The sequence below is a fragment of the Caldalkalibacillus uzonensis genome (assembly GCF_030814135.1).
In the GTDB taxonomy this organism is placed as follows: Bacteria; Bacillota; Bacilli; order Caldalkalibacillales; family Caldalkalibacillaceae; genus Caldalkalibacillus; species Caldalkalibacillus uzonensis.
The window spans coordinates 217,242-242,034 of record NZ_JAUSUQ010000002.1 but is presented as its reverse complement, the minus strand read 5'-3'; the positions used below and the strand labels follow the sequence as shown (position 1 = coordinate 242,034).

Sequence of the window (24,793 nt, the reverse complement as noted above, 5' to 3'; positions counted from 1 at the left end):
AAATAAATATTTATAAATAAAAGAAAGAAACTTGTTGTCAAAATGACAACAAGTTTCTTCTTTTGATAATTATTATGTATCCATTCGTCGTATTCTCCGATATAAAGTAGACAAGCTAATGCCTAACTCCTCGGCAATTTTCGTTTTACCTTTTAGAGTCGTTCCATACTGTTGTAATAACCCCTCAATCATTTTCTGCTCCAGTTGTTTTAAATTACAGTTTTTTGAATCCTTCTCCGCAATAGAAACATTCTTTAGTTTTGCAGGAAGGCTTTCATATTGAATAACATCAGAACTCTCTACATGAATTGCATATTCGATGGTATTCTCAAGTTCCCGTACGTTACCGGGCCAATGATAAATTAATAGCACTTTTTCCACTTCTTCGGAAAAACCCGTAATCTGTTTGGAAAATTTTCTGCTATAGGTGGACAAAAAATGATTTGCCAACACTAATATATCTTCACGGCGTTTTCTTAGTGGAGGAATATGGATAGGAATGACATTTAACCGATAGTACAGATCTTCTCTAAACTCATCTTCTTCAATCATTTTTTCCAAATCCCTATTTGTTGCCGCGATAATTCTCGTGTTTAGGTTAATCGGTTTCACACCACCTACCCTTTCGACATACCCGTATTCAATCGCTCTTAAAAGTTTGGGTTGCAGATGTAACGGTAGATCACCGATTTCATCTAAAAACAACGTTCCGTTATTCGCCAGTTCAAACTTTCCGGGTTTTCCTCCCTTTTTGGCTCCCGTAAAAGCGCCATCTTCATATCCGAAAAGTTCGCTCTCGATTAAGTTCTCAGGAATAGCAGCACAATTCACGGCAATAAATGGTCCATTTTTTCGATCACTCATTTGATGAATCAATCTTGCAAACAATTCTTTTCCTGTTCCACTCTCCCCTTGAATCAAAACATTCGAATCTGTACGAGATGCACGGATAGAAATATTTTTTACTTCCTCCATTAACTTGCTTGAGCTTTTAATATGGTCTAAGCCGATCGAGAAATACGAATAATCCGCTAGCAATTTATAGGCTATATTGCCCATATCGTTATGGTCTTTAAAGATATATAGAATCTCTGTTTTATCCTGATTTGGGTGTATCGGTTTTGCTGTTACAAATACTCGTTTATCCCCATAAAATCGGCCGAGATTACATTCTCGATTTTCGAATGTCTCTCTTTTCTTAAGTATTTTTTCAACATCATGATCCGGAAGGAATGTACGAATATTATCATGCTGATGAATATCATCATGGAACAAATTTCTTATCACTTCATTAAATACTGTAATTCTCCCAGTATAATCAGTTAAAATAATGCCCGAATCAACCGTATTAAGGATAGTAGATATTCTTTTTGCCGTTTCTCTTTCACTAGCTTTTGACGCAATGAAATCAGCTAAATTTTCTAAAAATGAGCTTAAATTTTGCTCCATCTGTTGTTGTTTTTCTTTCAATTCATCAGTAAAGGCTCCAATTGTAATGGCTCCGATGACTTTATCATTTTTTTTGATCGGATAAATCATCATCGTGTCTTTCAAGCAGATGTTTCGAACAGGACAAGATATACAAACCGTATGTTCCAGCGGATTATACATAATCAATGGCTTCCCTGTTTTCATAACATAATCAGTTGCCGTATTCGCAGGTAGATTTAATCCTATATATTTTTCATAACGCCCCGTTCCTACAATGCGAAGTAGATTTTCGTCTACAACTGAGAAATCGAAATCAATTAACGATTTTGTCGTTTCGATTAATTTTCGAATCGAGTCTCTGATTTCATATAACAACGTAGTCATGTCGGAAAATTCCCCCTAGTACACGAAATTAAATATTAATTTTAGTCAAAATTATTTTATAGCTGCACCAATGGCATTAGTCAATCAAAAGTTGGATGGGGAAACAATACCTCTGATCCCCTTTTAGTTGTTGAGACGGTATTAAAATACTTCCTCTCCTATTTTGTCTCTCCGCTTGGTTTAGTTTCATAGTAACACATAATAATTAATTACATTATCAACACAAATGGTGTATCAGGAATGCTCTGATGAAAGAACCGGCAATGGGGAAATGTGATGATGAAGCTCGATAATGGAGCTTTAATCGGTCTTGTGATCGCCGTGGTCTGCGTGAGTATATTTGTTTTTTGTAAACTTACTTTCGTCATCCCAATCCAATTCAGGTGCAATGATATTACGGTGGCAACAAAGCCAATGAGGGCAGAAGTTGTGAAGCGTATCACCGTGTTGCTATTAAAAATATAAGGCACCCTGCGCGGGTGCACATTTGTGATTGATGTGAAAAAGGGGGAAATACAGTAAGGGTTATGTCTATTGTCTTACTCAGTGACTGCCTCATCATCTTCTTCTGCTTCGTCAAACCCTTCGTCTGCGGGTGCATCTTCGGTCTCACTAAAAGGATCTTCTTTAGTATCATCGAGAGGAGATTCCTCTGGCTCATTCACCGGTGCCTCTTCTGGTTCATTCAATGGTGCTTCCTCTGGACCATTCATTTCCGGCTGGTCCTCCAGCATCGGAGCTTCTTCACCGTCTGCACAACCGACTAACAGAGCAGAAGTCAAAGCGGTTACCAGAAAAAGTTTTTTAAACATCTGTTAACCCTCCCTTTAGATTCAAGCCGGTAAGCGAGAGCTGTCCGGCTTGTTAGTTTGTATTATAGAGGCCATTTTTGAACAAAATGTAATCAATCTATGACCAGAATGTGAGTGATGTAGGAAAAAATTTAGAATGGTAATCGATGCATCAATATTAATTTCGTTGTACAATAGGAAAAAAGGATGACTCTCTCTGGTCAGATCATCCAGGTTTCAGCATGACTCCAAGGTTAAGGGAGAGGGAAGCGTGATCGATATGAGTAAAGTATTCTTTGTTTTCATAGTGGGAAGCGGGCTGCTAATCATCTCTTACCTTTCCGGTCTTGGTTTGCACGCGGTTGCTCAATTGATAGGTTTGAGTTTAAGCAGAACCACTGTTTCTGTCATGTTGTATGGCTTAGCCATAAATTCCATTCTTCTGCCTGCTATATTCCATTTAAGCCGGAAAGTGATAAATAAGAAGATTGAGGCCATGTTTCCGCTAGACTCTTTTCAGAAATTAAGCCAAAACGATAAGCTGTTTATTGCTGGACTCTTACATAAGCAATATAAAAAGCTAAATGCTCATATTTATAAGCTAATGAAACAGAATAAAGGACGAAGTGACCATTCCATTGCTCGTAAGGAATTATCCTACCTTTTCAACCGACGTGATTTATCCAGATACTTCCGTAACAAGCTGGCCAACAATTTAGAATTGAGCCGCCCGGACCTTGAAATTTTAAATTTAATGTTCCATCCAGATCATCAGGTCAATTTTGAAGTCATTCATTTGAACAGGCTACACATGGAGTATCGGAACAAGCCTGAAGAGAAGATTGAAAAAATCAATGAATTAAAAGGTTTAGGCTATAAGTTTCTAGAAGGTTTTGGCTATATTAAGATTCATTACAAAAATTAAGTCCTTAACTGCTATCCATAGACTCATCTTTGAAGCTTGGCTTGAGCCAGGCTTTAATTGTTAACGTCTCTCTCAATCTACCTCGCACATTAAACCTAGAAAGGAAAGGTCCAATGGAACATCTCATTAATGCCAAGGTAAGAAATATTCAAATATCAGGGATTCGCCAGTTTTTTAACAAGGTGGCTGAATATCCGGATGCGGTCCAGCTTACCATCGGCCAGCCAGACTTTCCCACACCGGAGCATATTAAACGTGTCGGCCGGCAAGCGATTGAGACTAATCAGACTACTTATACGCCCAATGCCGGTTTACCCCAATTACGGGAAGCAGCGGCCCAATTTGTGGAGCAAAAGTACGGTTTGCGTTACGATCCTGCCACTGAGGTAGTGACCACTATTGGCGCCAGTCAAGCCATTGATATGACCCTAAGAACCATTCTGGAGCCGGGGACAGAGGTCATTTTGCCCGGACCGGTTTATCCCGCCTATGAACCCATTATTCGCTTATGTGGAGCAGAGCCGGTTTATGTGGATACCAGTGACACGAACTTTAAAATCCGGGCCGATCGTTTGCAAGAGAAACTCTCTGAGCGGACCCGCTGCGTGATTCTGCCCTACCCCTCTAATCCGACAGGATGTGTGTTGGATTTCTCTGAAGTGAAAGCGATCGCTGAAGTATTACAAGAGCGGGACGTCTTTGTTCTCTCAGATGAAATCTACAGCGAATTAACTTACGATCAGCCCCATGTTTCCATTGCTTCTATACCTGGCATGCGGGAAAAAACCATTGTGATCAACGGTCTGTCCAAATCCCATGCCATGACCGGCTGGCGGATTGGCTTCGCCTTTGCTCCCGCCTATGTGGTTGAGCATATGCTAAAGGTGCATCAATACAATGTGAGTTGCGCCAGTTCCATCTCCCAGTATGCAGCTGTAGAAGCCTTGACCAATGGTAAAGATGACGCTCATGTGATGCGTGAGGAATACCGGCAGCGCCGGGATTATGTGTATGACCGGTTGACTGCCATGGGGATAGATGTGGTTAAACCTGCGGGAGCCTTTTATTTGTTCCCATCCATCAAAAAATATGGCTTATCCTCGCTTGAATTTGCCCTGAAACTGCTTGAACAAGAGAAGCTGGCTGTTGTTCCGGGAGATGCGTTTTCATCCTACGGGGAAGGATTTATCCGCCTCTCCTATGCGTATGGGATGGACACTTTGGAAGAGGGTTGCAAGCGACTGGAACAATTTGTATCCGGGCTGTCATGAGATCAGGATAAGCTTACCAAAGGAGGCACATTGATGCGTATATATATTGTCGATTCGTTTACTGACCGTCCTTTTGCAGGCAATCCTGCGGCCGTCTGCCTGCTCGATGCCTCCCAGAGTGAGATGTGGATGCAACAGGTGGCTGCAGAAATGAACCTGTCTGAAACGGCTTTTGTGATGAAAAAGGAAGATGGCTTCTCATTAAGATGGTTTACGCCTGAAGTGGAGGTGGATCTCTGCGGGCACGCCACATTAGCTGCGGCTCACATTTTATGGGAGAAAAAAAGCGTTCTTCCAGAGCATGCTATAGCGTTTCACACCTTAAGCGGCACTTTAACCGCCAAGGAGCGGGCCGGCTGGATCGAAGTGGCTGAAGAGATGCCTTATGATTATCAAATGTTTGACTATATCGTCAACAACTTTGCCTTTCATCACTTCCTGTATAAAACGGAAGCCCTGGATGAGGTGGCTCGTGTCATCAAGCCAAACGGTGTGTTTAAGTTGCGCAATTACGTGGCCCATGACATGCCCAGGTGGTGGATCTATCAGTATTTCCCTTCTACTTTTGAAGAAGACCTGCAGCGTTTCTGGGAGAAGGAGCGCCTGTTTCTGGAGCTGTCGGCACGGGGGTTTACGGTGCAGCTGCACGTTCACTACCGGATGGAAGAAAGCCGGGTGGCTGATTTTCTGCCCTACGTGGAGAACAGGGACATCTCTATTCTGACCCTGATCAGTGACGAAGAGTACTTCAGAGGCCTGGAGCAGATGAAAGCAGAGATTGAACGGGATCCTGAGGCCACTTTTGTCCAAGAGTTCGCTGAACTGGAATGTTTGGCGGTCAAAGCATGAGGGAATAGTTTAATTACCTGTTGAAGATACTGGCAGAAAAGAAGGAGGAGGTGCAGCATGACAGATAAGCAATACAAGTTAGCCACATTTGCCGGGGGATGCTTCTGGTGTATGGTTCCTCCGTTTGAGGAGCAAGAGGGGGTGATCCGCATTGTCTCCGGCTATACTGGCGGTCATCAACCTCATCCCACCTATGAGGAAGTGTGTGTGGGCACAACGGGCCATTATGAAGCGGTCCAAATCACCTATGATCCGGAACGCATCACCTACGATCAACTGTTAGATATCTTTTGGCGGCAAATCGACCCGACTGACCCTGGAGGTCAATTTTATGACCGGGGGGATTCTTACCGTACGGCTATCTTTTGCCATGACGAAGAGCAACGGCAGAAAGCAGAGGCCTCCAAGCAGGCACTAGAGGAGAGGGGCATTTTTGATAAACCGATCGTGACCCAAATTCTCCCTGCTGCTCCATTTTATCCAGCGGAGGAGTACCATCAAGATTATCACAAGAAAAACCCTTTCCGCTACAAGCTGTACCGCCTTGGCTCAGGACGGGACGAGTTTATAAAGAAACATTGGCGAGCGGACAGAGAGTAGATGGGCCAATTTGTAACGCTAGTCCACTCTTCTTTGAAATTGTTTATAAAATACCCATAGGAAGGCACCATGGACAAATATTCCCATAGTCGAGTATCCCATGATATGAAATAGATGGTCTCCACCAAACATTATTTTAGCCGACCAAAATGTTGGGAACAGGCTTACCAGCACTTGCCACTGCCACGGCAAGAAGAAAACGGCGAGCGGAGCGATGATCATCACACCTGCTCCTTTAGCCAAAGCCAGCCCCTCCACCTTATTAGCAGCAAAAGCAGCTAAAAACAAGGCAAACACCGGCGTTAAGAAAGCTAACAAGAGGAGCAGGTTCCATAATTGGACCGCGCTTATGGATGCTAACCGGGTAAAATAAAGGACAAAGAGACAAAGCAGGATCGTCAGGAAAAACGGAATGCCCAGCCGAACCACTAGATACCCTGATTTTTGCAACGGTGTGGCGGCAAAATACTGAATAAGCTGCTCGTCCCGTTCATCAAGCATCATAAAGCCGCTCGTCATACCCACCATTAAAGGGACCAGCTGCAAGATTATGATCAGTATCAAGTCATAGTAGTCCGTCAAATCAAACCCTAATGTGAGCTCCAGCCACTCGCTCAGCATGGGAGGAACATATCTGAACACGATGGCTAATAATATGCTTCCCAGCAGAGCCAGGACCAGCATGGGGTCGCGGCAAATGTTTTTCAGATCAGCAAGGGCGAGTTGCAAACAGGGTTTCATACCATTGATCCTCCCATTTTAAACACGATATGGTGGCGGAATGAACGGAACGCCCACATATAGGCCAGTCCGATCCAGCTGAACAGAGTGAAGAAAAGGAGCAGGATCAGGCTTTTTTCCAGCGGAGAAAAAGGTGAGCTGATCAATAATAAAGATGCTTGCGTAGGAAGCACGTAGTATAGCGGCGAATCATAGATGTTCAAAAAGCCAAGCAAAGGAAGACAGAACCAAACACTATATAGCGGTGACAGGAGAAAAAATCCATTGAGTGATTGGCAGCGTACAGCCACTGCCATGCCGATTAACGTAAATAAAACGGATGTCAATAATACACCTGAGATGAATAGAAAAGTCAGGTGTGCGAAACCAAAAACTGTGCCGTGTATAATCACACTGGTTATCAAAGAAATCAACCCCAGCGACAATACTTTCGACATGATATAATCCCGGATTTGAACCGGGGTGACAAACAAGTTGTCGAAGATGTTCTGTCCCTTCTCCAACAAGATGATTCCGCCGATAAAGAAATAGCCCAGAGCACTTGGGTCAGAAAAAATTATCAAACTGGCAGCCAGAGGTTTCGCTTGTTCTGGCAGAAAGGAAAGCGAGGCAATATACATCATCGTGATCACAGCGTAGGCCAGATAAAATCCATGCCGGACTTGAAATTTGATATCTTGCTTTACAAGCGCCATCATTGTGCTCATGATAATGATCTCCCCGTTACATCAATAAAGATTTCCTCTAACGTTGTTTCTTGGGTATGCATGGTTTCAATCTCTTTCTCCTTAATCAGCTTAAGGAATTTTTGATTGCTGCCGATATGTCGCAGCTTAAAGTCCGCTTGTTGAGTGGTTCCATTCGCTCTGTACTCCACCCGTAACACCTTGTGGCCTCTTTCAATCTTAAGCCGGCGGGGAGAATCAATGAGGCTGATCTTCCCCTCCACAATAAAGGCCACCCGGTCACAAATCTGTTCAGCAAAGTTCATATCGTGGGTGGAAATGATGATCGTTTTTCCCTGGTACTTTTTGTCTAAAACCAAGTCTCTGACCATTTTTTTATTTTGCGGATCGAGGCCTGAGGTTGGTTCATCCAGAAAGATCAATTGTGGTTTGTGGAGCAAAGCACGGCACAGATTGAGGCGCATTTTCATCCCTTTAGAAAAGTGGGCTACTTTCGTGTGAGAGACATCTCTGAGTCCAACGCGGGCAAGCAGAGCCAGCGGATCCTCTTTTTCCACTGAGTACAGGGAACCGAAAAATGTGAGATTTTCCAGTGCGGTGAAGCGGGTATAAAAGTTTGGAAACTCAAAAGCGACACCAATCTGTTCGAAAAAATCAGCACCGGTCTGCTTCACTTCTTGACCCGCTACCTTCACTTTGCCCTCGTAATTTTTCAGGATGCCGATCAAAATTTTGAGGATGGTGCTCTTTCCTGCACCGGAGGGGCCTAAGAAACCAAATATTTCCCCTTTATTGACCTCAAAGTCGATCCCTTTTATGGTGTAGTCCGTGTTACCTGGGTAACGGTATGCCAAGCGGTTGACCTCAATCATTGTCAGCATCCCCCTCTCTTATTAATCCGTCGGCTATAAAAGTGATAAGGAGATCCATGGTTTGTTCATACAGATCTTCCCCTATCAATCGTTTTTGACCGGTTAATAATATTAAGGCACGGAAGATGCTGAGAACGAGCTGGGGATCCAGGTCGACTATACGCTTGTCGGCTTGCCACTGCTTGATGAGAGGGAGAAACAAATGAGCATCTTTGTTCAAATGCTCGTTTATGGTTTCAGGCGGTAATTTTCTAACGAGATGGCCGACTACATCTTCCTCAAACATGTGCTGGAAAAAAGGATTGCTTTCGATAAGGGCTATCGCATCTGTGAGGAATTGTTTCAACCCTTCTTTCGTTAGATTTTGTAAGACATGATTGTGTTTCAGTAATGCCTCGTGAATAGCGGCCTCTTCTTGCTCAACAATGGCAAAATAGAGTTCTTCTTTCGATTGAAAAAACTTATAAAATGATCCCTGGGCGATACCAGCTGCTGCTGCTAATTCAGCGATACTCGTTTTCTTAAGCCCATACTGACTAAACAGTTTTTTACCATGTTCAATCAGTTTAGTCCGGATGACTTCTTTTTCACTCTCGGTAAATTTTCTGGCCATGGGTCAACACCCTTTATATGAATGTATGAATGATTTTATTTTTTATTCATAACGCTTTAAAAGCAATATAAAGCAATTCCCCAGGAACGTCAATATCTGTCTATGGTTAAAATCATGTTGCTATCAGTGGAGAAGGAATTTATATTTTTATCTCGAACTGGTAAGTAATGCATTGTTTCTTTAAGAGATGGAAACCGTAGCAGAAACAGAGAAGCAGAAAGGGTGCGCTTTATGGGCTATACCATTCAAGCGATGACAAGTGAACATTGGGAACAGGTCCGGGAAATATACTTAGAGGGGATTAAGACAGGGATGGCCACGTTTGAGACGGAGGCTCCCTCATGGTACGCATGGGATCAATCCCATCTTCGGCATTGCCGGCTGGTGGCCAAAGACGGGGAGACTGTCCTGGGGTGGGCAGCCTTGAGTCCAGTATCAGGGCGTTGTGTGTATGCCGGGGTCGCTGAGGTCAGCATCTATATTGGGCAAAGGTACCGTGGGAGGGGAATCGGAACAGCATTGTTACAAGCATTGATTAAAGAATCTGAAGATAAGGGCATTTGGACTTTGCAATCGGGCATTTTTCCGGAGAATGAATCCAGTCTTGCCTTACATAGCAAGTGTGGGTTTAGAGAAGTGGGGAGACGGGAAAGGATCGGACAACTGAATGGAGTGTGGAAAGACATTATTCTGATGGAGCGGCGCAGTTCAGTGGTAGGGGGTTAGTTGCGACTAGGTGGGAACGGATGAGACAAAACGTCTGATCAATCAGCGCGGCTTCTGTTTCTCCCTCGTAACCGTAAGCATCTTTTTCTCCATTAACAACTTTTCCAATTCAAATGGACCGATGTATCAAAGTGGAACACGCCCTTTTATAGATATTGGAGGAAAAGGGGTATGAGAAACAACAGTAAAAAGACAGAAGGTCACAGTAAGGCAGATCATGACGTGTCTTAAGGCCCAGGTCTAACGACCATTTTGAGGAACCCTGACAAGTTTCGCCAAAATATCTCTTGTCAACATACTAGAATAAAACTAATAGATTAAGTTTAATAGAAAGGGGTTCCACCAATGATAAAACAACTGGTCGCTGGGGCACTGGCCTTACTTTTGCTCGGCTCTTCCTTTTCAGCTGCTTTAGCCAGCCCCCCTGAAAGATGGATCAATGTTAATGTTAATGAGGAGCAGGAAGAGGAGAAAAGTTTATTTAACAGCGAGCACTATGACTTTGTTAAATATTCAAAAATCGGGGCCAAACTGAAAGAGATTGAGAAGCAAAGCAACCGTGTGCAGGTGGAGGTAACAGGCCAGTCGGCGAACGGCCGTGCCCTTTATGTGGTTACGATTTCCGATCCGGCTGAAAAAGGACGCTACGGCAAGCATCAAAGCTTGAGAAGGCAAATGTTCAAGAATCCGGAAAAAGCACAGGATTGGATTGACCGAAATAAGGATTTTAAAGTGCCCATCATGATCAATGCTTCCATCCATGGAACAGAATTTGTCGGCACCGATGCTGCTCTTCAGCTGATCGAACGTTTTGCCTTTGACAACGATGAGGGAACAAAGAGCATCTTGGAAAGTAACATTCTGATTATCAATGTGGTGGCCAATCCGGACGGGCGGGTCAAAGCCACCCGTTTTAACGGAGCCGGAATTGACCTTAACCGGGATTTTATCACCCAATCTCAGCCTGAAACAAGACAAACTGTAGAACTGATCACCACATGGCATCCTCTGGTCTTACTTGACTTGCATGGTTATGTGAACTGGGTCAAAAACAAACCGGGTCTAATCGAACCATGCACCCCTCCTCATAATCCGAACTATCAATACGATTTGTTTATCAAATGGGCATTAAATCAAGCAGAAGCCATGGAACAAGAGATTGTCAGCAATCGGGACAATTATGAAGCCGAAGTGTATCGAAATATGACAGGCACCTATATCCCCTATCGTGACGATACGGCCGGATGGGACGATTATCCCCCGATCTTTACCCCTATGTATGCCATGTATCACGGGGCTTACGCTTATACCCTGGAGGCACCCACAAATGACTGGGACGGTGTGCGCTGGACCTATGATGCCGTAATTGGGGCCTTAAAGTTTGTCACTGAAAACCGAAATGAGATGCTGAGAGACCAGATCGAAATGTTCAAACGCGGCATCAATTTTGATCATCCTTATCATCAAGAAGGGTTCTTTCCCAAAGCTTATATTTTACCGGTAGATGAAACAGATCCAACGGTGCCCCTTAAAGCTGTTCGTCATCTGCAGGTTAATGATATCGAAGTGGAACAGGCCAGACAAGCGTTTACCGTGGACGGAAAAACTTACCCTGCTGGCACGTTTATCGTTAAATTGGATCAGGCCAAAGCAGGATTAATCAACACCATGTTGTGGGAAGGAGAAGACATTACCGATATTATTCCTGCTATGTATGACATCTCCTCCTGGAGCTTGCCGCTGTTGTGGGGCTTTGAAGCGATGCCAACCCATACTGAGATTGAGGTTGTGACTTCCAAGGTGAATCATGTGCAGGAGCACGGTCAATTGGTTGGCCAAGGACCTTACCTGATTCCAAACACATCAGTCAAAGCGGTTGAACTGGTTAACAAGCTCCTGTTTTCCGGCATTAAAGTTCAAAGAGCTTCCGATGGCAACTTTTATGTTGAAGCCCAAAAGGGCAACACATTGAAAGCATTGGTCAAGGATTCCGGGCTAACCTTACAGTCAGCCGTGATTCCCGAAGAAGCCAAGGAGTTGCAGCATGTTAAGGTTGCCATTTTGAAAGACGGAGGGATGAATAAACAGCAATCCCATGCCGGCACACGATTAGCCTTGGAACGTTTAGGATTTGAAGTGACAGAGCTCCACCCCAGGGAAGTAGCCAATGAAGGACTGGAGAATTACGATGTATTTATCTATAGTGCCACAGATCAATTACTTAGCTTGAATCTAAGTGAGGCAAACCGGGAATTTGGCTTGGAAAATCAAGCCCAACTTGATGCTCTCAGAGAGAATGTTGGTCAGTTTGTGGACAACGGAGGAAAATTCATTGCAGTGGGAGCAGGTGGTTCCCGTGCTGCTAAATCTCTTGGCCTGACGGACGTTACCGTAGAAACAGGCGGTGGAAACAGTAACGGTATCGTCAAGGTGATTCATAACGAATCTCAGCTAACTGTGGGTTATGGCTCCGAAGATATCGGCTTTATCTACCGCCCTGTCTGGTATACTGATATTGATGAGGAAAAAGTAAAGATCATTTCAACGTTTGCTGATACGCCTGACTTCTTTATGTCCGGGCACTGGAAAGGCAAGGAGCAAGCCCAAGGCCAACCGGTTATCATTGAGCACCGGGACAAAGATGTAACGCTGATCGGTCTGGAGGCCGGATTCCGTAATCACACTGACTATCTGTTCCGTTTGCTGTCCAACGCTATATTTAGGTAGTACAAAGCTTGCAATATACGTCTAAATAAAAAACGTCTTCGACCACAATGTGAAGTGAAAAGGAGACTGATTCCTTACTTGGAGCAGTCTCCTTTTTGTGATGGTTAAAGTCCGTGTTTATTCCCCTCGTTTACGGCGCTCGGTCACTGTTTCGCCCCCGATTCCCCAATTATCGGTTGCCACCTCATCAATGACAACCACCGTCGTTTTTGGATTCTTCCCGAGGACATCTTTAAGCAAGTTTGTGACTCCAGCAATTAATTGTTGTTTCTGTTCCACCGTCACAGGCGTTTTTTCTTTCGTGATCTTAATGTTGACATAAGGCATCTGTATCATCCTTTCTAACGTGTCATAGATTCTGAGTAATGGATTCTCACTTCGTTATGTGGAAATTAGCACCACTTAGCAGATGTCTTTCGCCGGGGTGTCAGTAAGGCCGGGCTTTACTCTGTTGGTTAGCCGTTGTCCGACCCCTAAGACAACCATGCCACAAAGCAAAATCATGGCTGCCAATAACAGAGCAGAGTCATAATGTCCATTGTGGCTGATTAAAATGCCGGCCACAGCAGGAGCAATCATCTGGCCAATCCCATATACACCGGTCATGATTCCAATCACTTTGCCGCTTTGGCTTGGTGCAAGTCTTCTGGCTTCTGATATCGCTAGCGTGGTAATGCCCATAAATGTTGCGCCAAACAAGCAGGCACCGCTAAGGATACCAAAAAAGGTGGGGACATAAACGGGCAAGGCAACACCGATCATCTGGGTGAAGAAAGCGAGTTGCACTGTGTTGAGATTGCCCCATTTTGTTGCCAAGAAGGCCCAAATGTAGCAAGACGGGATGGCGGCAATCCCTACAAACACCCAGATTAAAGCAGAAAAAGAGGAAAGTTCAGGCATGCTCTGAACCAGGGCAACCAGAAACGTGCCGCTGACAATATAACCAGCGCCCTCACATCCGTAAGCGGCAATCAGCCAGGGCAGGATTATCTTGGTTGGGTGTTTGGCAGGTGTTTGAAGTTGTCTCCCTGTCCCTTCCCTTTTGGCAGACACTGTTCCTCGCAGTGCTGTCACAGTTAAGCTGCTCAAGGCGAGGGCCAAGACACCTAAGCCGATCCAAGCGCCCTGCCATCCAAAATAGAGGTCAAGCACAGGAACCAATAATCCACTGAGCACAATCCCCATGCCTACACCGCTGTAAAACAGCCCTGACCAAGACAAACGCTGGTTCTGAGTCAGAAAATCCAAAACAAGACTGGAAGCTATAACAAAGACGATGCCACTGGTCAGCCCTGACAGAAAACGGATAAACAGCCACAATCCATAATGGCTTGTCATACCCATCGCTATAGTCGTCGCAATGTTGACCAGAAGAAAAAGTAAGTAAAAAAAGGTCTGACGTCTTCCAGCTAATAATCCGGCTGCCAATGCACCTAGAAGGTAACCTAAGTAATTACTTGAGGCCAGATAGCCTGCCATGTCATCCGTCAGTCCGGTACCGGACTGCATCGGTGGTAGAATGGCAGTATAAGCAAAACGCCCAATCCCCATGGCGATCATAAGAGCGGCCATTCCCCCGGCCAGTATCAATAGAGGAGGTGCTTTATTGTTCATGATCATCTCTCTCCTGTTACAAAAGAGTAGAAATATTCACTTCATTTCCAACATAACAAATGATAATATATTAAGTAAAATGATAATATAAAATCTTTTATATCGATAATATCGATATAAACATTATAAAAGCCACCATGTGCATGGAAGGAGGGGAAAAATGGATATTCAAGACCTTATTGTCTTTAAAACTGTGGCAAAACAGGGGAGCATTTCCCGGGCTGCTCAGGAGTTGGGCTATGTTCAATCCACAGTGACCTCCAAAATACAAAGGCTGGAGTCTCATTTTAAAACGCCTCTTTTTTACCGTCATCGCCATGGAGTGACGTTAACCCTGTCAGGTAAACAGCTGGTTAACTATGCGGAGAGAATTCTGAATTTAGTTCATGAAGCGGAGAAAGTAGTCACCGATTCAGATGTCCCCCGGGGCTCTATTACGATCGGCTCCATGGAGACAACGGCTGCGGTCCGTTTACCAGACGCTCTATCAGTTTTTCATTCCCGCTACCCAGAGGTTGATTTGTTGTTAGCCACCGGTCCAACTGAAGAGCTCGTTAGAAAAGTGTTGCACTATGAACTGGATGGGGCATTTGTGGCGGGCCCGATCCGTCATCCTGATCTTGCCCAACAAGCAATCATTGAAGAAGAATTGGTTCTGATCAGCCCAAGATCCACAGATACCGTTTCTACGGATGAAGATCGTTATGCATATAGTAGTCTGGAAAAAAACACGCTTCTTGTTTTTAAGCAAGGTTGCTCTTATCGAAAAAAGCTGGAGCAATGGTTGCATGCGGAAAATATTATGCCTCACAAGATCATGGAGTTTGGTTCATTGGAAGCGATTATAGGTTGTGTTCATGCTGGATTAGGTGTCTCCCTCTTGCCTAAATCGGTCATTCAGCGTATCACTGCTCCTAAAACATTGGTTTGCCACGCCATACCTATTGAGTATGGCAAAGTGACGACCTGTTTTGTTTATCGTAAGGAAATGGTGTTGACCAAAGCAGTTGAGAAACTGATCGATACTGTAAAAATGGTATTGGAAAACGACTCTGCCTCTACACTTAAACAGTGACCATCATAAAAAAGAGGATATCGCTGAGACATCCTCTTGGGCCGGTTCAACAACTTATTTCCGGTTCAATCGTTCACTGACAGCTGACAATACTTCCTCAGCTGTTAATCCCTCTGCATTGATGACGGAAACTTCGGTTGCTAGTTCCTCCATGCCCATGACGTTGTCGTCCTGCCCGGATACAACGCAACAGTCACAGTCAGGGACATTCCCTCCGTTTAAAGAGACAACTTCATGTCCATTTTCTTGGAGAATCTGCTTAACATTGCCCAAACTATCTTCCACCGCGATTTTAGCCATGTTTCTCACCTCCATTCATTTAACAGGCATCTGTTAAGGCTGCGATAGCAGCTTTTCTTAGTATTAATCTTCCGCTGCAGATTATTCACTTGGTTTAGATCAGGATGTATACTCAGCATCACTTGACAAGATTATTAAAAAAAGTGTGCTCTACTTAGAAGCACACCATAGAACGTAATCTAAACTCGATACGTCCAAAACTCCTCGTACTGGACCCAGCGCAAAGCTTCAGGTTCCTCCGCTGCGATCTTTTGTTCCAACTCTTTCATCATCTCCTTGGTCTGGGATAAGTGAGCCTTCATCGCTGCGATCTTTTTATCTGCCACAGCTCTAATATCAATCACGACATCAGGTTGGCCAAGCGCTTCAATCCGCTGGTGCGAAATGGCCTGGCACCATACGCCCGGACGAGTTTCAGCCGGAAACCGGGCGAGTGCTTTGACCACAGCGTAAGCTAGTGCATCATGATCGGGATGTATGGCATGACCCGGATAAAAGGTAATCACCAAAGAGGGTTGTATCTCCTTCAACAGGTTGCTGATTTTACTGATCAGCCATGTTTCATCCTCAAATTCAAGGGTCTTGTCCCGTAATCCTAATAGTCTCACATCTTCAATGCCCAAAATCGCACACGCTTTATCCAATTCTTTTTTGCGGAGTTGAGGCAATGTTTCACGATTGGCTAAAATGGGATTGCCCATTCTGCGCCCCATTTCTCCAAGGGTGCCGCAAATATAAGTGATAGGTATGCCATTTTGGCTCAGTAAAGCAATGGTTCCGGCAGCCACAAAGGACTCATCATCAGGGTGTGGGAAAATGACAGCCACATGACGTTCCTTATGTAATTCACCTTGGGCCAAAACTAGACCTCCCTTCCAAAAATCACAATTCAAACGGTTCTTCGCTCAATTGCAGAGCAACAGTCAGGTTTCCCACAGAATCGTAGCCGGCAAGCAGTAAACGTCCCTGGTGGTTAATCTCGAAGTGAGTTAGACCTTCGGCATAGATCCAGCCCAGCTTCATCTTTAATCCTACCCGGTATGGGCCGTTCCCCTTAATTTTTCCTTGCTGATACCGGATCAGTCCGTTACGGATATAAGCCCCTGGTACCACTCGCTTTTCATATTGTTGAGCGGCATATGTACCGCTAGTGGTCTCCAAATGGAGAAATAAGTCCTTATTTTTGTACTGATTCAGAAAGGCCTGCACCTGCACGGTAATAATCGGTTTCATCTCTTTCTCCACCTTCCTGAACAAATGTTCTATTATATTGTACCATGGGTACATTTAGTCGTATAGTAAAGAAGGTGACTCAAATGAATCGTAGTTCTATGATGGGGAATGCTTCACATAATATTTGTTCAAATCACACAGCGCTACAAATCAGGGCCAATATGTTATCTTTAATATGAGTGGAGACCACGCAGGAAAAAGAGATAGGAGTTATTATAGTATGGTAAATCAAGCCTATACCCACTTATTTGTCGGCATTACTTTGCTGTCCACCATTATTTTTAACCTGGTATGGCACCAGCCTTTTTTATGGACGCTGTTGGTTATACCCGCTATTGCTATCGTCATCAGTTATCCCAGTTGGAAAGTGGCTGTGTTAACCGCTTTGTCTTTTAGTGTTTTGAAATATGGTGTGGAGCTGGTGCTATTAAAAACAGAATGGCCTGAGGGGCATCTGCCTGGCTTGGTGCTGTCGACCATGTTAAACTGGTTAGTCATCATAACCCTGACCCATTTCAGGATCACAAAAGACCCTCTAAGGCAGCAGCTTGAACAGAATGAACAGCAGTTACGTACCTTGATTAACGCTATGCCTGACTTTGTTAACTTTAAAGATGGAGAAGGAAGATGGCTTGAAGTGAATCAATTTGGCCTGGAGCTTTTCCAACTTAAAGACACCCCTTATAAGGGTAAAAAAGATACTGAGCTGGCTGAGTACAGTCCTTTTTTCAAAGAAGTGCTGTTGGGTTGTGAAGCATCAGATGAACAGGCATGGCGCACAAAAAGCATCGTCCGCTGTGAAGAAGTGATCCCCCAGCCTGATGGGCCGGCCAAAATCTTCGATGTTATTAGAGTCCCTTTATTTAATCCGGATGGTAGTCGCAAGGGGCTTGTGGTGATCGGCCGGGATATAACAGAAAGAAAGAAGGCCGCAAAAGAGCTTACAGAGACCAAAGAGCGCTTGCAGTTATTACTGGATGTCTGTCCGGTTGGGATTGGCGTTACCGTGGATGACAAGATCGTATTTCTTAATGATGCTGGTGTGAACTTGTTGGGAGGCTCACATCCTAAAGAGATTATTGGCAAATCCATTTATGAGTTTGTACATCCCGACAATAAGAGGGACGTGAAAAGAATCAGGTACAAGGTACTGAATGAAGGGGTGACCAGTCACCAGCGTGAACGCAAGGTGAAAAGACTTGACGGACAGGTGATCTTTACGGAAATCACTTCCACACGGATCAGTTATAAAGGAAAGCCTGCTACGCTTATTGTGGCCAATGATATTACAGAGCGCAAAAAATCAGAGGAATGGCTGCTTAAATCTGAAAAGCTGGCCGTTGTGGGGGAGCTAGCCGCTGGGGTAGCCCACGAAATCCGTAATCCGTTAACGTCGCTCAAGGGCTTTGTACAATTGTTACAATCGGGGTATGGTAAAAAAGAAGAATATTATTCTATCATGCTTTCAGAACTGGACCGGATTAACTTGATTGTCAGTGAATTTTTGTTATTAGCGAAAAAACCCCAAGCTTTAAACTTTCAACCAAAAAATGTAAAAGGGTTGCTCGATCACGTCATCACCTTATTAAATACCCAAGCGATATTGAGCAACGTTGAAATTTTAACCCGATCAGAAAATGATATTCCCCTCATATATTGTGAAGAAAATCAACTCAAGCAAGTGTTTATCAACATCTTGAAAAACGCCATTGAAGCAATGCCGGATGGTGGGCAAGTGATCGTAGACATCCAGCGTTATGATGACAACCACATTTTGATAAGTGTCAAAGATCAAGGCTGCGGCATTCCGGAAGAGCGTATGGCCATGCTTGGCGAGCCTTTCTATTCTACTAAAGAAAAAGGGACCGGCCTGGGTTTAATGGTGAGTCACAAAATTATCGAAGTGCATGAAGGGCGTCTGGAAATTTGTAGCAAAGTGAATGAAGGTACGACAGTTGATATTATTTTGCCTGTTGTGTCCAAAAGAGCTGGAAAGAGTTTGGCATGATAAGAACGCCTCAAGCAGTACAGCCGTGGTTTGTTGTATGTTAAAATGAAGATCAAAAACGGGAGGCACTGACCGTGGTCAACTTGCAGCCATTATTTGAGATTCAGAAAGAATTGGATGACAAAATCATAGCAAAACATGGTCTTTTTCACCAAAATTTGATTCCCAAAAAAATTCTAGCCCTGGAAGTGGAGCTGGGGGAGCTGGCTAATGAAACCCGTTGCTTTAAATTTTGGAGCATCAAACCCCCTTCGCCACGAGACATCATCCTGGAAGAGTATGTGGATGCCCTGCACTTTGTTTTGTCGATCGGGCTGGAGAAAGGGTTTGACCAACTGGTCCGCATCGAAAAGAGAAACATCGCTGTGACTGAGGTGGAAGCATTTCACCAGGTATTCGATTGTATCACACGCTTTGCGCAAACAGAGGATGGACAAGCCTATCAGGCGCTCTTTCAATCGGTCATTGATTTAGGGCAGCGGTTAGGTTTTTCCTGGGAAGAAATTGAACAGGCTTATAAGAAGAAAAATGAAGTGAATCACCAGCGCCAAGAACAAGGGTACTAAAAAAGTTGAGGTGTCAGACAGTGAGCATGCTCAAAGATGCTAACCATCCCACAGTGGATCAATATAGGCAAGAGAATGAGGAGTACCGCTTCTTCAGCTATGAGTATAAGGAAAAGGGCAAAGCTTTCCGAACGGCCTATTTTTTTCCCCGCAGAAAGGGGGCAGCCCATGTCAGCGGATTTTTGGTCATTGATGATGAAGGCAGGGCCATCCACCGTGAGGATGCGGTACGGATTAACCGGGCTTTTAACAGGTATAATCTGTTGTTTAAACGGTTTCAGGGAGAATGGGGAGACGTGGTCGAACAGGATATGTGTAAGTTTAATGGCGTGATCGAGCACTTTGAGGCCCTGGAAATGTTCCAACCGGAGGATCATAGCTTGAGAGAGATGATCGATCAAGCCCAGGCAGCCGTTCGTCAGGTTCTTGATTGTCAGGATCAAATCTATCAGCTTGATCTGGAAGCCATTGATCTGGGCAAAAAAAAGCGGGAACAGCAGTTTATTGATCCTGAAATCGATCAGGAAGTGGAACGGATCATCACCCAGTTTGAACATACCCTGTTTAAACAATATTATGTTCAGTATCAATCGATCCCTCTCTCTGATCAATTTGCCGTTTGCTTGAAGGAGCATAAGCCTGATAAACAGTGGAAAAAGCACCTGAAAAAGGTGAAACGTATTTTGAAGCGGATGAGAAAGAATGCTCTTAAACATGAACAACGTTTGAAAGACAGGGCCAAGGATCCTGAGAACTTACGCTATTACCAGAGGCTGTATGCTGAATGGGAGTCTATGGTGCGCAATCCTTAGCTGGTTCCAGTATCTGATGGATGTGGTGTTATATGGAAAAGAACATTTCACTGCGGACCAAAATGTTGATTTTGTCATTTTCGCTTGTTTTATTCTCCGTACTGGCCAGCGGATTGTTTATGTTATTCAGTGTTTCTTCTGCTTTTGAAAAGGAACTGGGACAACGTGCCATTGCCATCGCCCGGACGGTGGCCCAACTTCCTGATATCAGGGACAACGTGGGGCAGCCGGGGGGCGAAGAGATCATCCAGCCCATTGCCGAGCGGGTCAGGCTGGCCACCAATGTAAACTACATCGTGATCATCGATATGAACCGCATCCGTTATTCCCACCCCTCAGAAAGTTTGATCGGTACTGTCTTTGAGGGCGGAGATGAACGGGCGGCACTGTCTGAACATGAATATACATCCAAGGCACAAGGGGTACAGGGTTATGCCATACGCGCCTTTGTGCCTATTATGGATGAGGAAGGCATTCGCCAGGTTGGGGTTGCCGTGGTCGGTATTTTAACCCCAACCTTTCAGTCGTTGCTCAAACAGTATCAAGGAGACTTACTGTGGTCGCTGGTTTGGGGGCTGCTTATCGGACTGGCCGGCTCTTTTTTACTTGCCCACAATATCAAAAAGCAAACCTATAACCTGGAACCGTATGAAATTGCCAAGTTATTTGAGGAGCGTTCTGCGGTGATGCAGGCGATGGATATGGGCATCATTGCTACTGATGAGACAGGGCAAATACAGTTTATGAACAAACTAGCCAAGGAGTATACGGGTGTGCCAGAGCAGACGTCTACGGGCCAGCTAAGGGAATTGTTTCGGCATAACTGGCTGGGGACTTTGGATCACTTGAACCGCTCTTTTATTCATAAGCCGGCGATGGTGCAGGGGACAATGTATCTCGTCTCTTTGCACCCTATCTATGTGCGAGATCAATTTGCCGGAGCGGTGCTGACCATGACTGATCATACTGAAGCCCATCGCCTGGCTGAAGAATTGACAGGCATCAAATCCCTGGTGGATGACCTGCGTGCCCAAAATCATGAGTATATGAACCGTTTGCACAGCATAGCCGGCCTGATTCAGCTGGGACGTACGGAGGAAGCGCTCAATATCATCTTAGATGAAACGGAAGATGAGGAACATCTTGCCCGTTTGATTCGAAATCATATCAGCAACTACGCCATTTCAGGCCTGTTGCTGGGCAAACGTTCCAAGGCCAGGGAAGCCGGTGTCACCTTTGAACTTGACCCGGCCAGCCATTTAAAAGAACTTGTCCGAGGATTAAAGGCAGGAGAGGTGATCACCATTTTAGGCAACCTGCTGGATAATGCCATTGAATCCTGTGCGGGACGCGAGGGGGAAAAGAGAGTATGGTGCCAGGTTAGTGGAGACCGAGAGCAGCTAGTGGTTGAGGTTAGCGATACAGGAAAAGGGATGTCTGAGGCAGAGCAGCAGTCCATGTTTGAGTACGGATACAGCACCAAGGCAGCGACGGGCCGAGGGATAGGCTTGGCCTTAGTCAAACAAATTGTTGATGCACACCAGGGCAGCATCACTGTTGATACCCAAGTGGGAGAGGGGACAGCGGTCAAGGTTGAGATTAAGCGGACAGAAGGTGAGTGGCATGATTAAGGTTTTTATTGTAGAAGATGATCCTATGGTATTGGAAGTGAATAAGGGGTTTTTGGAAAGAGTGGAGAACTTCAGGCTGGTTGATAGTGCCACCACAGGGGAAGAAGCGATGGATAGGTTGAAACATCTCAGTGTGGATCTGGTTCTGTTGGACTACTATTTGCCTGACCTTCCCGGGAAAGAGGTTTTAACCTGGATGCGCCAGGAAAATCTTGCTGCCGATGTGATTATGATTACAGCTGCCAGAGATGTCTCTACTGTGAAAGAGATGTTCCGCTATGGGGTTATCGACTATTTAGTCAAGCCGTTCCGCTTTGAACGGTTCAAGGCAGCGCTTGAGACTTACCGCAACATGTGGCTTAAACTAAATCAAGTCACAGACCTGAGTCAAGAAGAGATTGACGCTTTGAAACCGGCTCAACCCACAAAAGGGGAAATGACGGCCACCGGACTGGAGGAAATCCCTAAAGGATTAAGTGAAGTGACATTGAAACAAATTGTGTCTGTTTTAGAGAAACAAAATGTTCCTGTCAAAGCCACCGATATAGGTAATCAATTAGGGATGGCCAGAGTAACAGTGCGCCGCTACCTTGATTTCCTGGTACAGGAAGGACAAGCTGAGGTGCACATCCATTATGGCAATATTGGACGTCCCAGTCATTACTACACTTTTAAAAAACAGCCAGCCACCGAAAGATCAAAAAGGCCAAAATAACCAATATGAACAATTTATTGTTTTCCGACATGTAAGCGTTATAATACTCAACAAGAAAGCGTGATATTATGACAAATCTGTTACAATCCCGGCTGAATGTTCGTAAACGGACGCTTACGGTCTGTGTGCTTATCTGCCTCATTTTGATACTGGATGCTTGTGCCAGTGAGCAGTATCCTGAGGATCATGAACAGTTAAGTGAAGAAGAACGCTTGGTTATTCGTTTTTCCCATGTGGTGGGGGAAGAAACACCCAAGGGACTAGCGGCCAGACGTTTTGCTGAACTGATTAAGGAACGCACTGGCGGGTATGTAGAGGTGCAGGTCTTTTCCAATAGTTATTTGTATAAGGATGGAGAAGAGATCGATGCACTGCTCCAAGGAGATGTGCAAATCATTGCGCCGGCCATCTCAAAACTGAGTGAACTGGTTCCCGAATGGCAAGTGCTTGATCTTCCTTTCGCCTTTGACCAGGTGGAGGAGGTATTTGACTATGTTCAAGGCCCTGTTGGACAAGAGCTTTTTGCCCGATTAGAAGCGAAGGGAATAAAGACACTAGCTGTTTGGGATAACGGTTTTAAGCACATCACTAACAGCCAGCGTCCTATTCAGGCACCTGAAGATATGGCCGGGTTGCGCTTTCGCATCATGCCCAGCGAGGTGCTTTACCAACAGTTTCGCCAGATAGGTGCGGAGGCTGAAAATTATGCTTTTAATGAAGTGTTTCAATTGCTGGAGCATGAACACATTGATGGTCAGGAAAACACTTTGTCAAATATTATAAGCCGCAATCTCCATTATTTACAGAACTATATCACGATTAGCAACCATGGCTATCTTGGTTATCTTGTGTTGATTAACCGTGCGTTCTGGGAGGGGTTGCCTGAAGAGGTCCAAGATGTGATCCTGACAACGCTGGAAGAGGTCACTGAATGGCAGCATCAGGTGGCCAAAGAAATGAATGAGCAGAATCTGCAGGAAATCGAAGCGTGTCAATGTATTCAGATCACCTATTTGGATGAAGAAGACAGAGAACTTTGGCGGCAACATCTGCAGCCTGTCTACCAGTACTATGAAGACAAGTATGGAAAACAATATGTGGTTTCACTCCCGCGTTTCAAAAACGCGGATCAATAAAAATGTTTAGAGAAGTAAAAGGGGGAAAAAAGAATGTACAAGAAATGGTGGTTTGTTGGCATCATGGGACTTGTGTTTATTGTCTTAGCAGCCTGTGGTGCGGATACGAACCCTGATGAGGGGGCCCAAGAAGGTGAAATACAAGAAAAGGACTATCCTTCTTCGGTCATTATTGGGACAGCCTCTCAAGGGGGAACCTATTTTATTTACGGTGGCGGCCTGGCTACTTTACTTGAAGAGCATTTGGGTGTGACAGCCAATGTGGAAGTGACCGGTGGTCCGGTACACAACATGCAGCTGGTCCAAGCTAAAGACCAGGAAATAGGCTTAGTGACCTTAGGACCTGCCTATGAAGGGTATACCGGAACTGGAGAATGGACAGGCGGACAGCAACATGAAGACGTTCGCATCATCTTCCCGATGTACTCCACACCGTTCCATTGGTGGGCATTGGCTGATGCAGGTGTGGAACAATTGGATGATATTAAGGGACAGCGCGTGGGTGTAGGACCTGCTGGAGGAACTTCCGGTACATACTTGCCAATGATCCATGACTTGCTGGGACTGGATACCCAGAATGTACAGGCTGGTGCCAACGATATGGCTTCCCAAATGCTTGACGGTCAATTGGATATTATCGGTTTTGCTGCGGGTATCCCTATTGCAGCTGTAACTGAGATTGAAGCCCAGAGAGATATCACCATTTTTGGAATTGATGGAGAAAAACGTGACCTTGTGATTGAGGCATTTCCTTACTTCTATGAATATAGCATTCCTGCAGATACTTATGACAGCTTAGACCAGGATGTTGAGACAATTGCCATGTATAATTTTGGTATTGCCCACAAAGAGATGAATGCCGATTTTATCTATGATTTTGTTAAGGCCTATCATGAGAATATAGAACAATTGGCGCAAACGCACTCTGCAGCCCAAGAAGCGGTAGAAGAAGCGATTTTGTTGAACACTGAGGTGCCCCTTCATGTGGGTGCCATCCGCTACTACGAAGAAATTGGCATTGACTTGCCAGAGTCGGTTTATCCACCTGAATGGAATGAGTAACAAAAATACAACCTACCCTGCTGCG

At 44.8% G+C, this 24,793-nt stretch carries 25 protein-coding genes; 14 read left to right on the top strand and 11 right to left on the bottom strand.

The features are described from left to right. Nucleotides 1–72: 72 nt before the first annotated feature. Both J2S00_RS04020 and J2S00_RS04015 read right to left on the bottom strand, forming a co-directional pair. Nucleotides 73–1,815, bottom strand: coding sequence for a sigma 54-interacting transcriptional regulator (locus J2S00_RS04020; protein ID WP_307335738.1), 1,743 nt, complete (start codon nucleotides 1,813–1,815; stop codon nucleotides 73–75). A 539-nt stretch (nucleotides 1,816–2,354) separates the two neighbouring features. Further along, nucleotides 2,355–2,627, bottom strand: coding sequence for a hypothetical protein (locus J2S00_RS04015; RefSeq protein ID WP_307335735.1), 273 nt, complete (start codon nucleotides 2,625–2,627; stop codon nucleotides 2,355–2,357). A gap of 250 nt (nucleotides 2,628–2,877) precedes the next feature. Between J2S00_RS04015 and J2S00_RS04010 the strand changes: the two genes are divergently transcribed. The 4 genes from J2S00_RS04010 to msrA all read left to right on the top strand — a co-directional run bounded on the left by J2S00_RS04010 (nucleotide 2,878) and on the right by msrA (nucleotide 6,251). Further along, the gene (locus tag J2S00_RS04010) at nucleotides 2,878–3,531 is read left to right on the top strand and encodes a hypothetical protein (RefSeq protein ID WP_307335732.1); all 654 of its coding nucleotides are present in this window, start codon (nucleotides 2,878–2,880) and stop codon (nucleotides 3,529–3,531) included. A gap of 113 nt (nucleotides 3,532–3,644) precedes the next feature. Next, nucleotides 3,645–4,802, top strand: coding sequence for an aminotransferase A (locus J2S00_RS04005; RefSeq protein WP_307335730.1), 1,158 nt, complete (start codon nucleotides 3,645–3,647; stop codon nucleotides 4,800–4,802). A gap of 33 nt (nucleotides 4,803–4,835) precedes the next feature. Further along, nucleotides 4,836–5,651, top strand: coding sequence for a PhzF family phenazine biosynthesis isomerase (locus tag J2S00_RS04000; protein ID WP_307335727.1), 816 nt, complete (start codon nucleotides 4,836–4,838; stop codon nucleotides 5,649–5,651). 57 nt (nucleotides 5,652–5,708) lie between these two features. Continuing rightward, entirely contained in the window at nucleotides 5,709–6,251 is a 543-nt protein-coding gene (gene msrA / locus J2S00_RS03995; protein ID WP_307335724.1) for a peptide-methionine (S)-S-oxide reductase MsrA, read from the top strand. A gap of 18 nt (nucleotides 6,252–6,269) precedes the next feature. Here the strand turns inward: msrA and J2S00_RS03990 are convergent, their stop codons facing one another. Genes J2S00_RS03990 through J2S00_RS03975 form a run of 4 tightly spaced genes read right to left on the bottom strand, consistent with a single transcriptional unit; the run spans nucleotide 6,270 to nucleotide 9,163 of the window. Then, nucleotides 6,270–6,992, bottom strand: coding sequence for an Rv2686c family ABC transporter permease subunit (locus J2S00_RS03990; RefSeq protein WP_307335721.1), 723 nt, complete (start codon nucleotides 6,990–6,992; stop codon nucleotides 6,270–6,272). Beyond that, complete coding sequence (locus J2S00_RS03985; protein WP_307335720.1) at nucleotides 6,989–7,699, bottom strand: fluoroquinolone export ABC transporter permease subunit; 711 nt, start codon at nucleotides 7,697–7,699, stop codon at nucleotides 6,989–6,991. The genes J2S00_RS03990 and J2S00_RS03985 overlap by 4 nt, the downstream gene beginning before the upstream one ends. Then, a complete protein-coding gene (locus tag J2S00_RS03980) occupies nucleotides 7,696–8,550 on the bottom strand; it encodes an ABC transporter ATP-binding protein (protein ID WP_307335717.1) in 855 nt (284 codons plus the stop codon). Before J2S00_RS03980 ends, J2S00_RS03985 begins: the two co-directional genes overlap by 4 nt. Further along, nucleotides 8,543–9,163, bottom strand: coding sequence for a TetR/AcrR family transcriptional regulator (locus J2S00_RS03975; RefSeq protein WP_307335714.1), 621 nt, complete (start codon nucleotides 9,161–9,163; stop codon nucleotides 8,543–8,545). The genes J2S00_RS03980 and J2S00_RS03975 overlap by 8 nt, the downstream gene beginning before the upstream one ends. Nucleotides 9,164–9,394: 231 nt before the next feature. On the opposite strand from J2S00_RS03975, the gene J2S00_RS03970 reads away from it, so the two are divergent. Both J2S00_RS03970 and J2S00_RS03965 read left to right on the top strand, forming a co-directional pair. After that, nucleotides 9,395–9,889: a GNAT family N-acetyltransferase gene (locus tag J2S00_RS03970; RefSeq protein WP_307335712.1), complete on the top strand. Its 495-nt coding sequence runs from the start codon at nucleotides 9,395–9,397 to the stop codon at nucleotides 9,887–9,889. A gap of 345 nt (nucleotides 9,890–10,234) precedes the next feature. Beyond that, nucleotides 10,235–12,616, top strand: a complete 2,382-nt coding sequence (locus J2S00_RS03965) for a M14 family zinc carboxypeptidase (RefSeq protein ID WP_307335708.1) — start codon at nucleotides 10,235–10,237, stop codon at nucleotides 12,614–12,616. A 117-nt stretch (nucleotides 12,617–12,733) separates the two neighbouring features. On the opposite strand, the gene J2S00_RS03960 is transcribed toward J2S00_RS03965, so the two are convergent. Together J2S00_RS03960 and J2S00_RS03955 are read right to left on the bottom strand one after the other, a co-directional pair. Beyond that, on the bottom strand, nucleotides 12,734–12,943 hold the full coding sequence (locus J2S00_RS03960; protein ID WP_370875821.1) for a 2-hydroxymuconate tautomerase family protein: 210 nt from the start codon (nucleotides 12,941–12,943) through the stop codon (nucleotides 12,734–12,736). A gap of 75 nt (nucleotides 12,944–13,018) precedes the next feature. Then, nucleotides 13,019–14,230 (bottom strand): YbfB/YjiJ family MFS transporter, encoded by a 1,212-nt coding sequence (locus tag J2S00_RS03955; protein ID WP_307335702.1) that lies wholly within the window; start codon nucleotides 14,228–14,230, stop codon nucleotides 13,019–13,021. A 160-nt stretch (nucleotides 14,231–14,390) separates the two neighbouring features. On the opposite strand from J2S00_RS03955, the gene J2S00_RS03950 reads away from it, so the two are divergent. Beyond that, the gene (locus J2S00_RS03950; RefSeq protein WP_307335700.1) at nucleotides 14,391–15,305 is read left to right on the top strand and encodes a LysR family transcriptional regulator; all 915 of its coding nucleotides are present in this window, start codon (nucleotides 14,391–14,393) and stop codon (nucleotides 15,303–15,305) included. Nucleotides 15,306–15,359: 54 nt separating this feature from the next. Here the strand turns inward: J2S00_RS03950 and J2S00_RS03945 are convergent, their stop codons facing one another. The 3 genes from J2S00_RS03945 to J2S00_RS03935 form a co-directional block, all read right to left on the bottom strand. Beyond that, complete coding sequence (locus J2S00_RS03945) at nucleotides 15,360–15,605, bottom strand: YkuS family protein (protein ID WP_307335697.1); 246 nt, start codon at nucleotides 15,603–15,605, stop codon at nucleotides 15,360–15,362. A 179-nt stretch (nucleotides 15,606–15,784) separates the two neighbouring features. Beyond that, nucleotides 15,785–16,465, bottom strand: a complete 681-nt coding sequence (gene bshB2, locus J2S00_RS03940) for a bacillithiol biosynthesis deacetylase BshB2 (protein WP_307335694.1) — start codon at nucleotides 16,463–16,465, stop codon at nucleotides 15,785–15,787. Between the two features lie 22 nt (nucleotides 16,466–16,487). Then, on the bottom strand, nucleotides 16,488–16,838 hold the full coding sequence (locus tag J2S00_RS03935) for a YojF family protein (protein ID WP_307335693.1): 351 nt from the start codon (nucleotides 16,836–16,838) through the stop codon (nucleotides 16,488–16,490). A 220-nt stretch (nucleotides 16,839–17,058) separates the two neighbouring features. Here J2S00_RS03935 and J2S00_RS03930 point away from each other — a divergent pair, with 220 nt between their 5' ends. The 7 genes from J2S00_RS03930 to J2S00_RS03900 all read left to right on the top strand — a co-directional run bounded on the left by J2S00_RS03930 (nucleotide 17,059) and on the right by J2S00_RS03900 (nucleotide 24,768). Next, a complete protein-coding gene (locus J2S00_RS03930) occupies nucleotides 17,059–18,846 on the top strand; it encodes a PAS domain-containing sensor histidine kinase (protein WP_307335690.1) in 1,788 nt (595 codons plus the stop codon). Nucleotides 18,847–18,920: 74 nt separating this feature from the next. Beyond that, on the top strand, nucleotides 18,921–19,412 hold the full coding sequence (locus J2S00_RS03925) for a dUTP diphosphatase (protein WP_307335687.1): 492 nt from the start codon (nucleotides 18,921–18,923) through the stop codon (nucleotides 19,410–19,412). 20 nt (nucleotides 19,413–19,432) lie between these two features. Beyond that, nucleotides 19,433–20,224, top strand: a complete 792-nt coding sequence (locus J2S00_RS03920; protein ID WP_307335685.1) for a hypothetical protein — start codon at nucleotides 19,433–19,435, stop codon at nucleotides 20,222–20,224. Between the two features lie 32 nt (nucleotides 20,225–20,256). After that, nucleotides 20,257–21,855, top strand: coding sequence for an ATP-binding protein (locus J2S00_RS03915; RefSeq protein ID WP_307335681.1), 1,599 nt, complete (start codon nucleotides 20,257–20,259; stop codon nucleotides 21,853–21,855). After that, on the top strand, nucleotides 21,848–22,570 hold the full coding sequence (locus tag J2S00_RS03910) for a response regulator (RefSeq protein ID WP_307335678.1): 723 nt from the start codon (nucleotides 21,848–21,850) through the stop codon (nucleotides 22,568–22,570). Before J2S00_RS03915 ends, J2S00_RS03910 begins: the two co-directional genes overlap by 8 nt. A 68-nt stretch (nucleotides 22,571–22,638) precedes the next feature. Continuing rightward, nucleotides 22,639–23,706, top strand: coding sequence for a DctP family TRAP transporter solute-binding subunit (locus J2S00_RS03905; RefSeq protein WP_307335675.1), 1,068 nt, complete (start codon nucleotides 22,639–22,641; stop codon nucleotides 23,704–23,706). 33 nt (nucleotides 23,707–23,739) lie between these two features. Then, nucleotides 23,740–24,768, top strand: coding sequence for a TAXI family TRAP transporter solute-binding subunit (locus J2S00_RS03900; protein WP_307335673.1), 1,029 nt, complete (start codon nucleotides 23,740–23,742; stop codon nucleotides 24,766–24,768). The last annotated feature ends 25 nt before the right edge of the window (nucleotides 24,769–24,793 follow it).

Coding starts and splice junctions, on each gene's coding strand:
- J2S00_RS04020 (WP_307335738.1), bottom strand. CDS start 1,815: ATGACTACGTTGTTATATGAAATCAGAGACTCGATTCGAAAATTAATC.
- J2S00_RS04015 (WP_307335735.1), bottom strand. CDS start 2,627: ATGTTTAAAAAACTTTTTCTGGTAACCGCTTTGACTTCTGCTCTGTTA.
- J2S00_RS04005 (WP_307335730.1), top strand. CDS start 3,645: ATGGAACATCTCATTAATGCCAAGGTAAGAAATATTCAAATATCAGGG.
- J2S00_RS04000 (WP_307335727.1), top strand. CDS start 4,836: ATGCGTATATATATTGTCGATTCGTTTACTGACCGTCCTTTTGCAGGC.
- msrA (WP_307335724.1), top strand. CDS start 5,709: ATGACAGATAAGCAATACAAGTTAGCCACATTTGCCGGGGGATGCTTC.
- J2S00_RS03990 (WP_307335721.1), bottom strand. CDS start 6,992: ATGAAACCCTGTTTGCAACTCGCCCTTGCTGATCTGAAAAACATTTGC.
- J2S00_RS03985 (WP_307335720.1), bottom strand. CDS start 7,699: ATGAGCACAATGATGGCGCTTGTAAAGCAAGATATCAAATTTCAAGTC.
- J2S00_RS03980 (WP_307335717.1), bottom strand. CDS start 8,550: ATGATTGAGGTCAACCGCTTGGCATACCGTTACCCAGGTAACACGGAC.
- J2S00_RS03975 (WP_307335714.1), bottom strand. CDS start 9,163: ATGGCCAGAAAATTTACCGAGAGTGAAAAAGAAGTCATCCGGACTAAA.
- J2S00_RS03970 (WP_307335712.1), top strand. CDS start 9,395: ATGGGCTATACCATTCAAGCGATGACAAGTGAACATTGGGAACAGGTC.
- J2S00_RS03965 (WP_307335708.1), top strand. CDS start 10,235: ATGATAAAACAACTGGTCGCTGGGGCACTGGCCTTACTTTTGCTCGGC.
- J2S00_RS03960 (WP_370875821.1), bottom strand. CDS start 12,943: ATGCCTTATGTCAACATTAAGATCACGAAAGAAAAAACGCCTGTGACG.
- J2S00_RS03955 (WP_307335702.1), bottom strand. CDS start 14,230: ATGAACAATAAAGCACCTCCTCTATTGATACTGGCCGGGGGAATGGCC.
- J2S00_RS03950 (WP_307335700.1), top strand. CDS start 14,391: ATGGATATTCAAGACCTTATTGTCTTTAAAACTGTGGCAAAACAGGGG.
- J2S00_RS03945 (WP_307335697.1), bottom strand. CDS start 15,605: ATGGCTAAAATCGCGGTGGAAGATAGTTTGGGCAATGTTAAGCAGATT.
- J2S00_RS03935 (WP_307335693.1), bottom strand. CDS start 16,838: ATGAAACCGATTATTACCGTGCAGGTGCAGGCCTTTCTGAATCAGTAC.
- J2S00_RS03930 (WP_307335690.1), top strand. CDS start 17,059: ATGGTAAATCAAGCCTATACCCACTTATTTGTCGGCATTACTTTGCTG.
- J2S00_RS03915 (WP_307335681.1), top strand. CDS start 20,257: ATGGAAAAGAACATTTCACTGCGGACCAAAATGTTGATTTTGTCATTT.
- J2S00_RS03910 (WP_307335678.1), top strand. CDS start 21,848: ATGATTAAGGTTTTTATTGTAGAAGATGATCCTATGGTATTGGAAGTG.
- J2S00_RS03905 (WP_307335675.1), top strand. CDS start 22,639: ATGACAAATCTGTTACAATCCCGGCTGAATGTTCGTAAACGGACGCTT.
- J2S00_RS03900 (WP_307335673.1), top strand. CDS start 23,740: ATGTACAAGAAATGGTGGTTTGTTGGCATCATGGGACTTGTGTTTATT.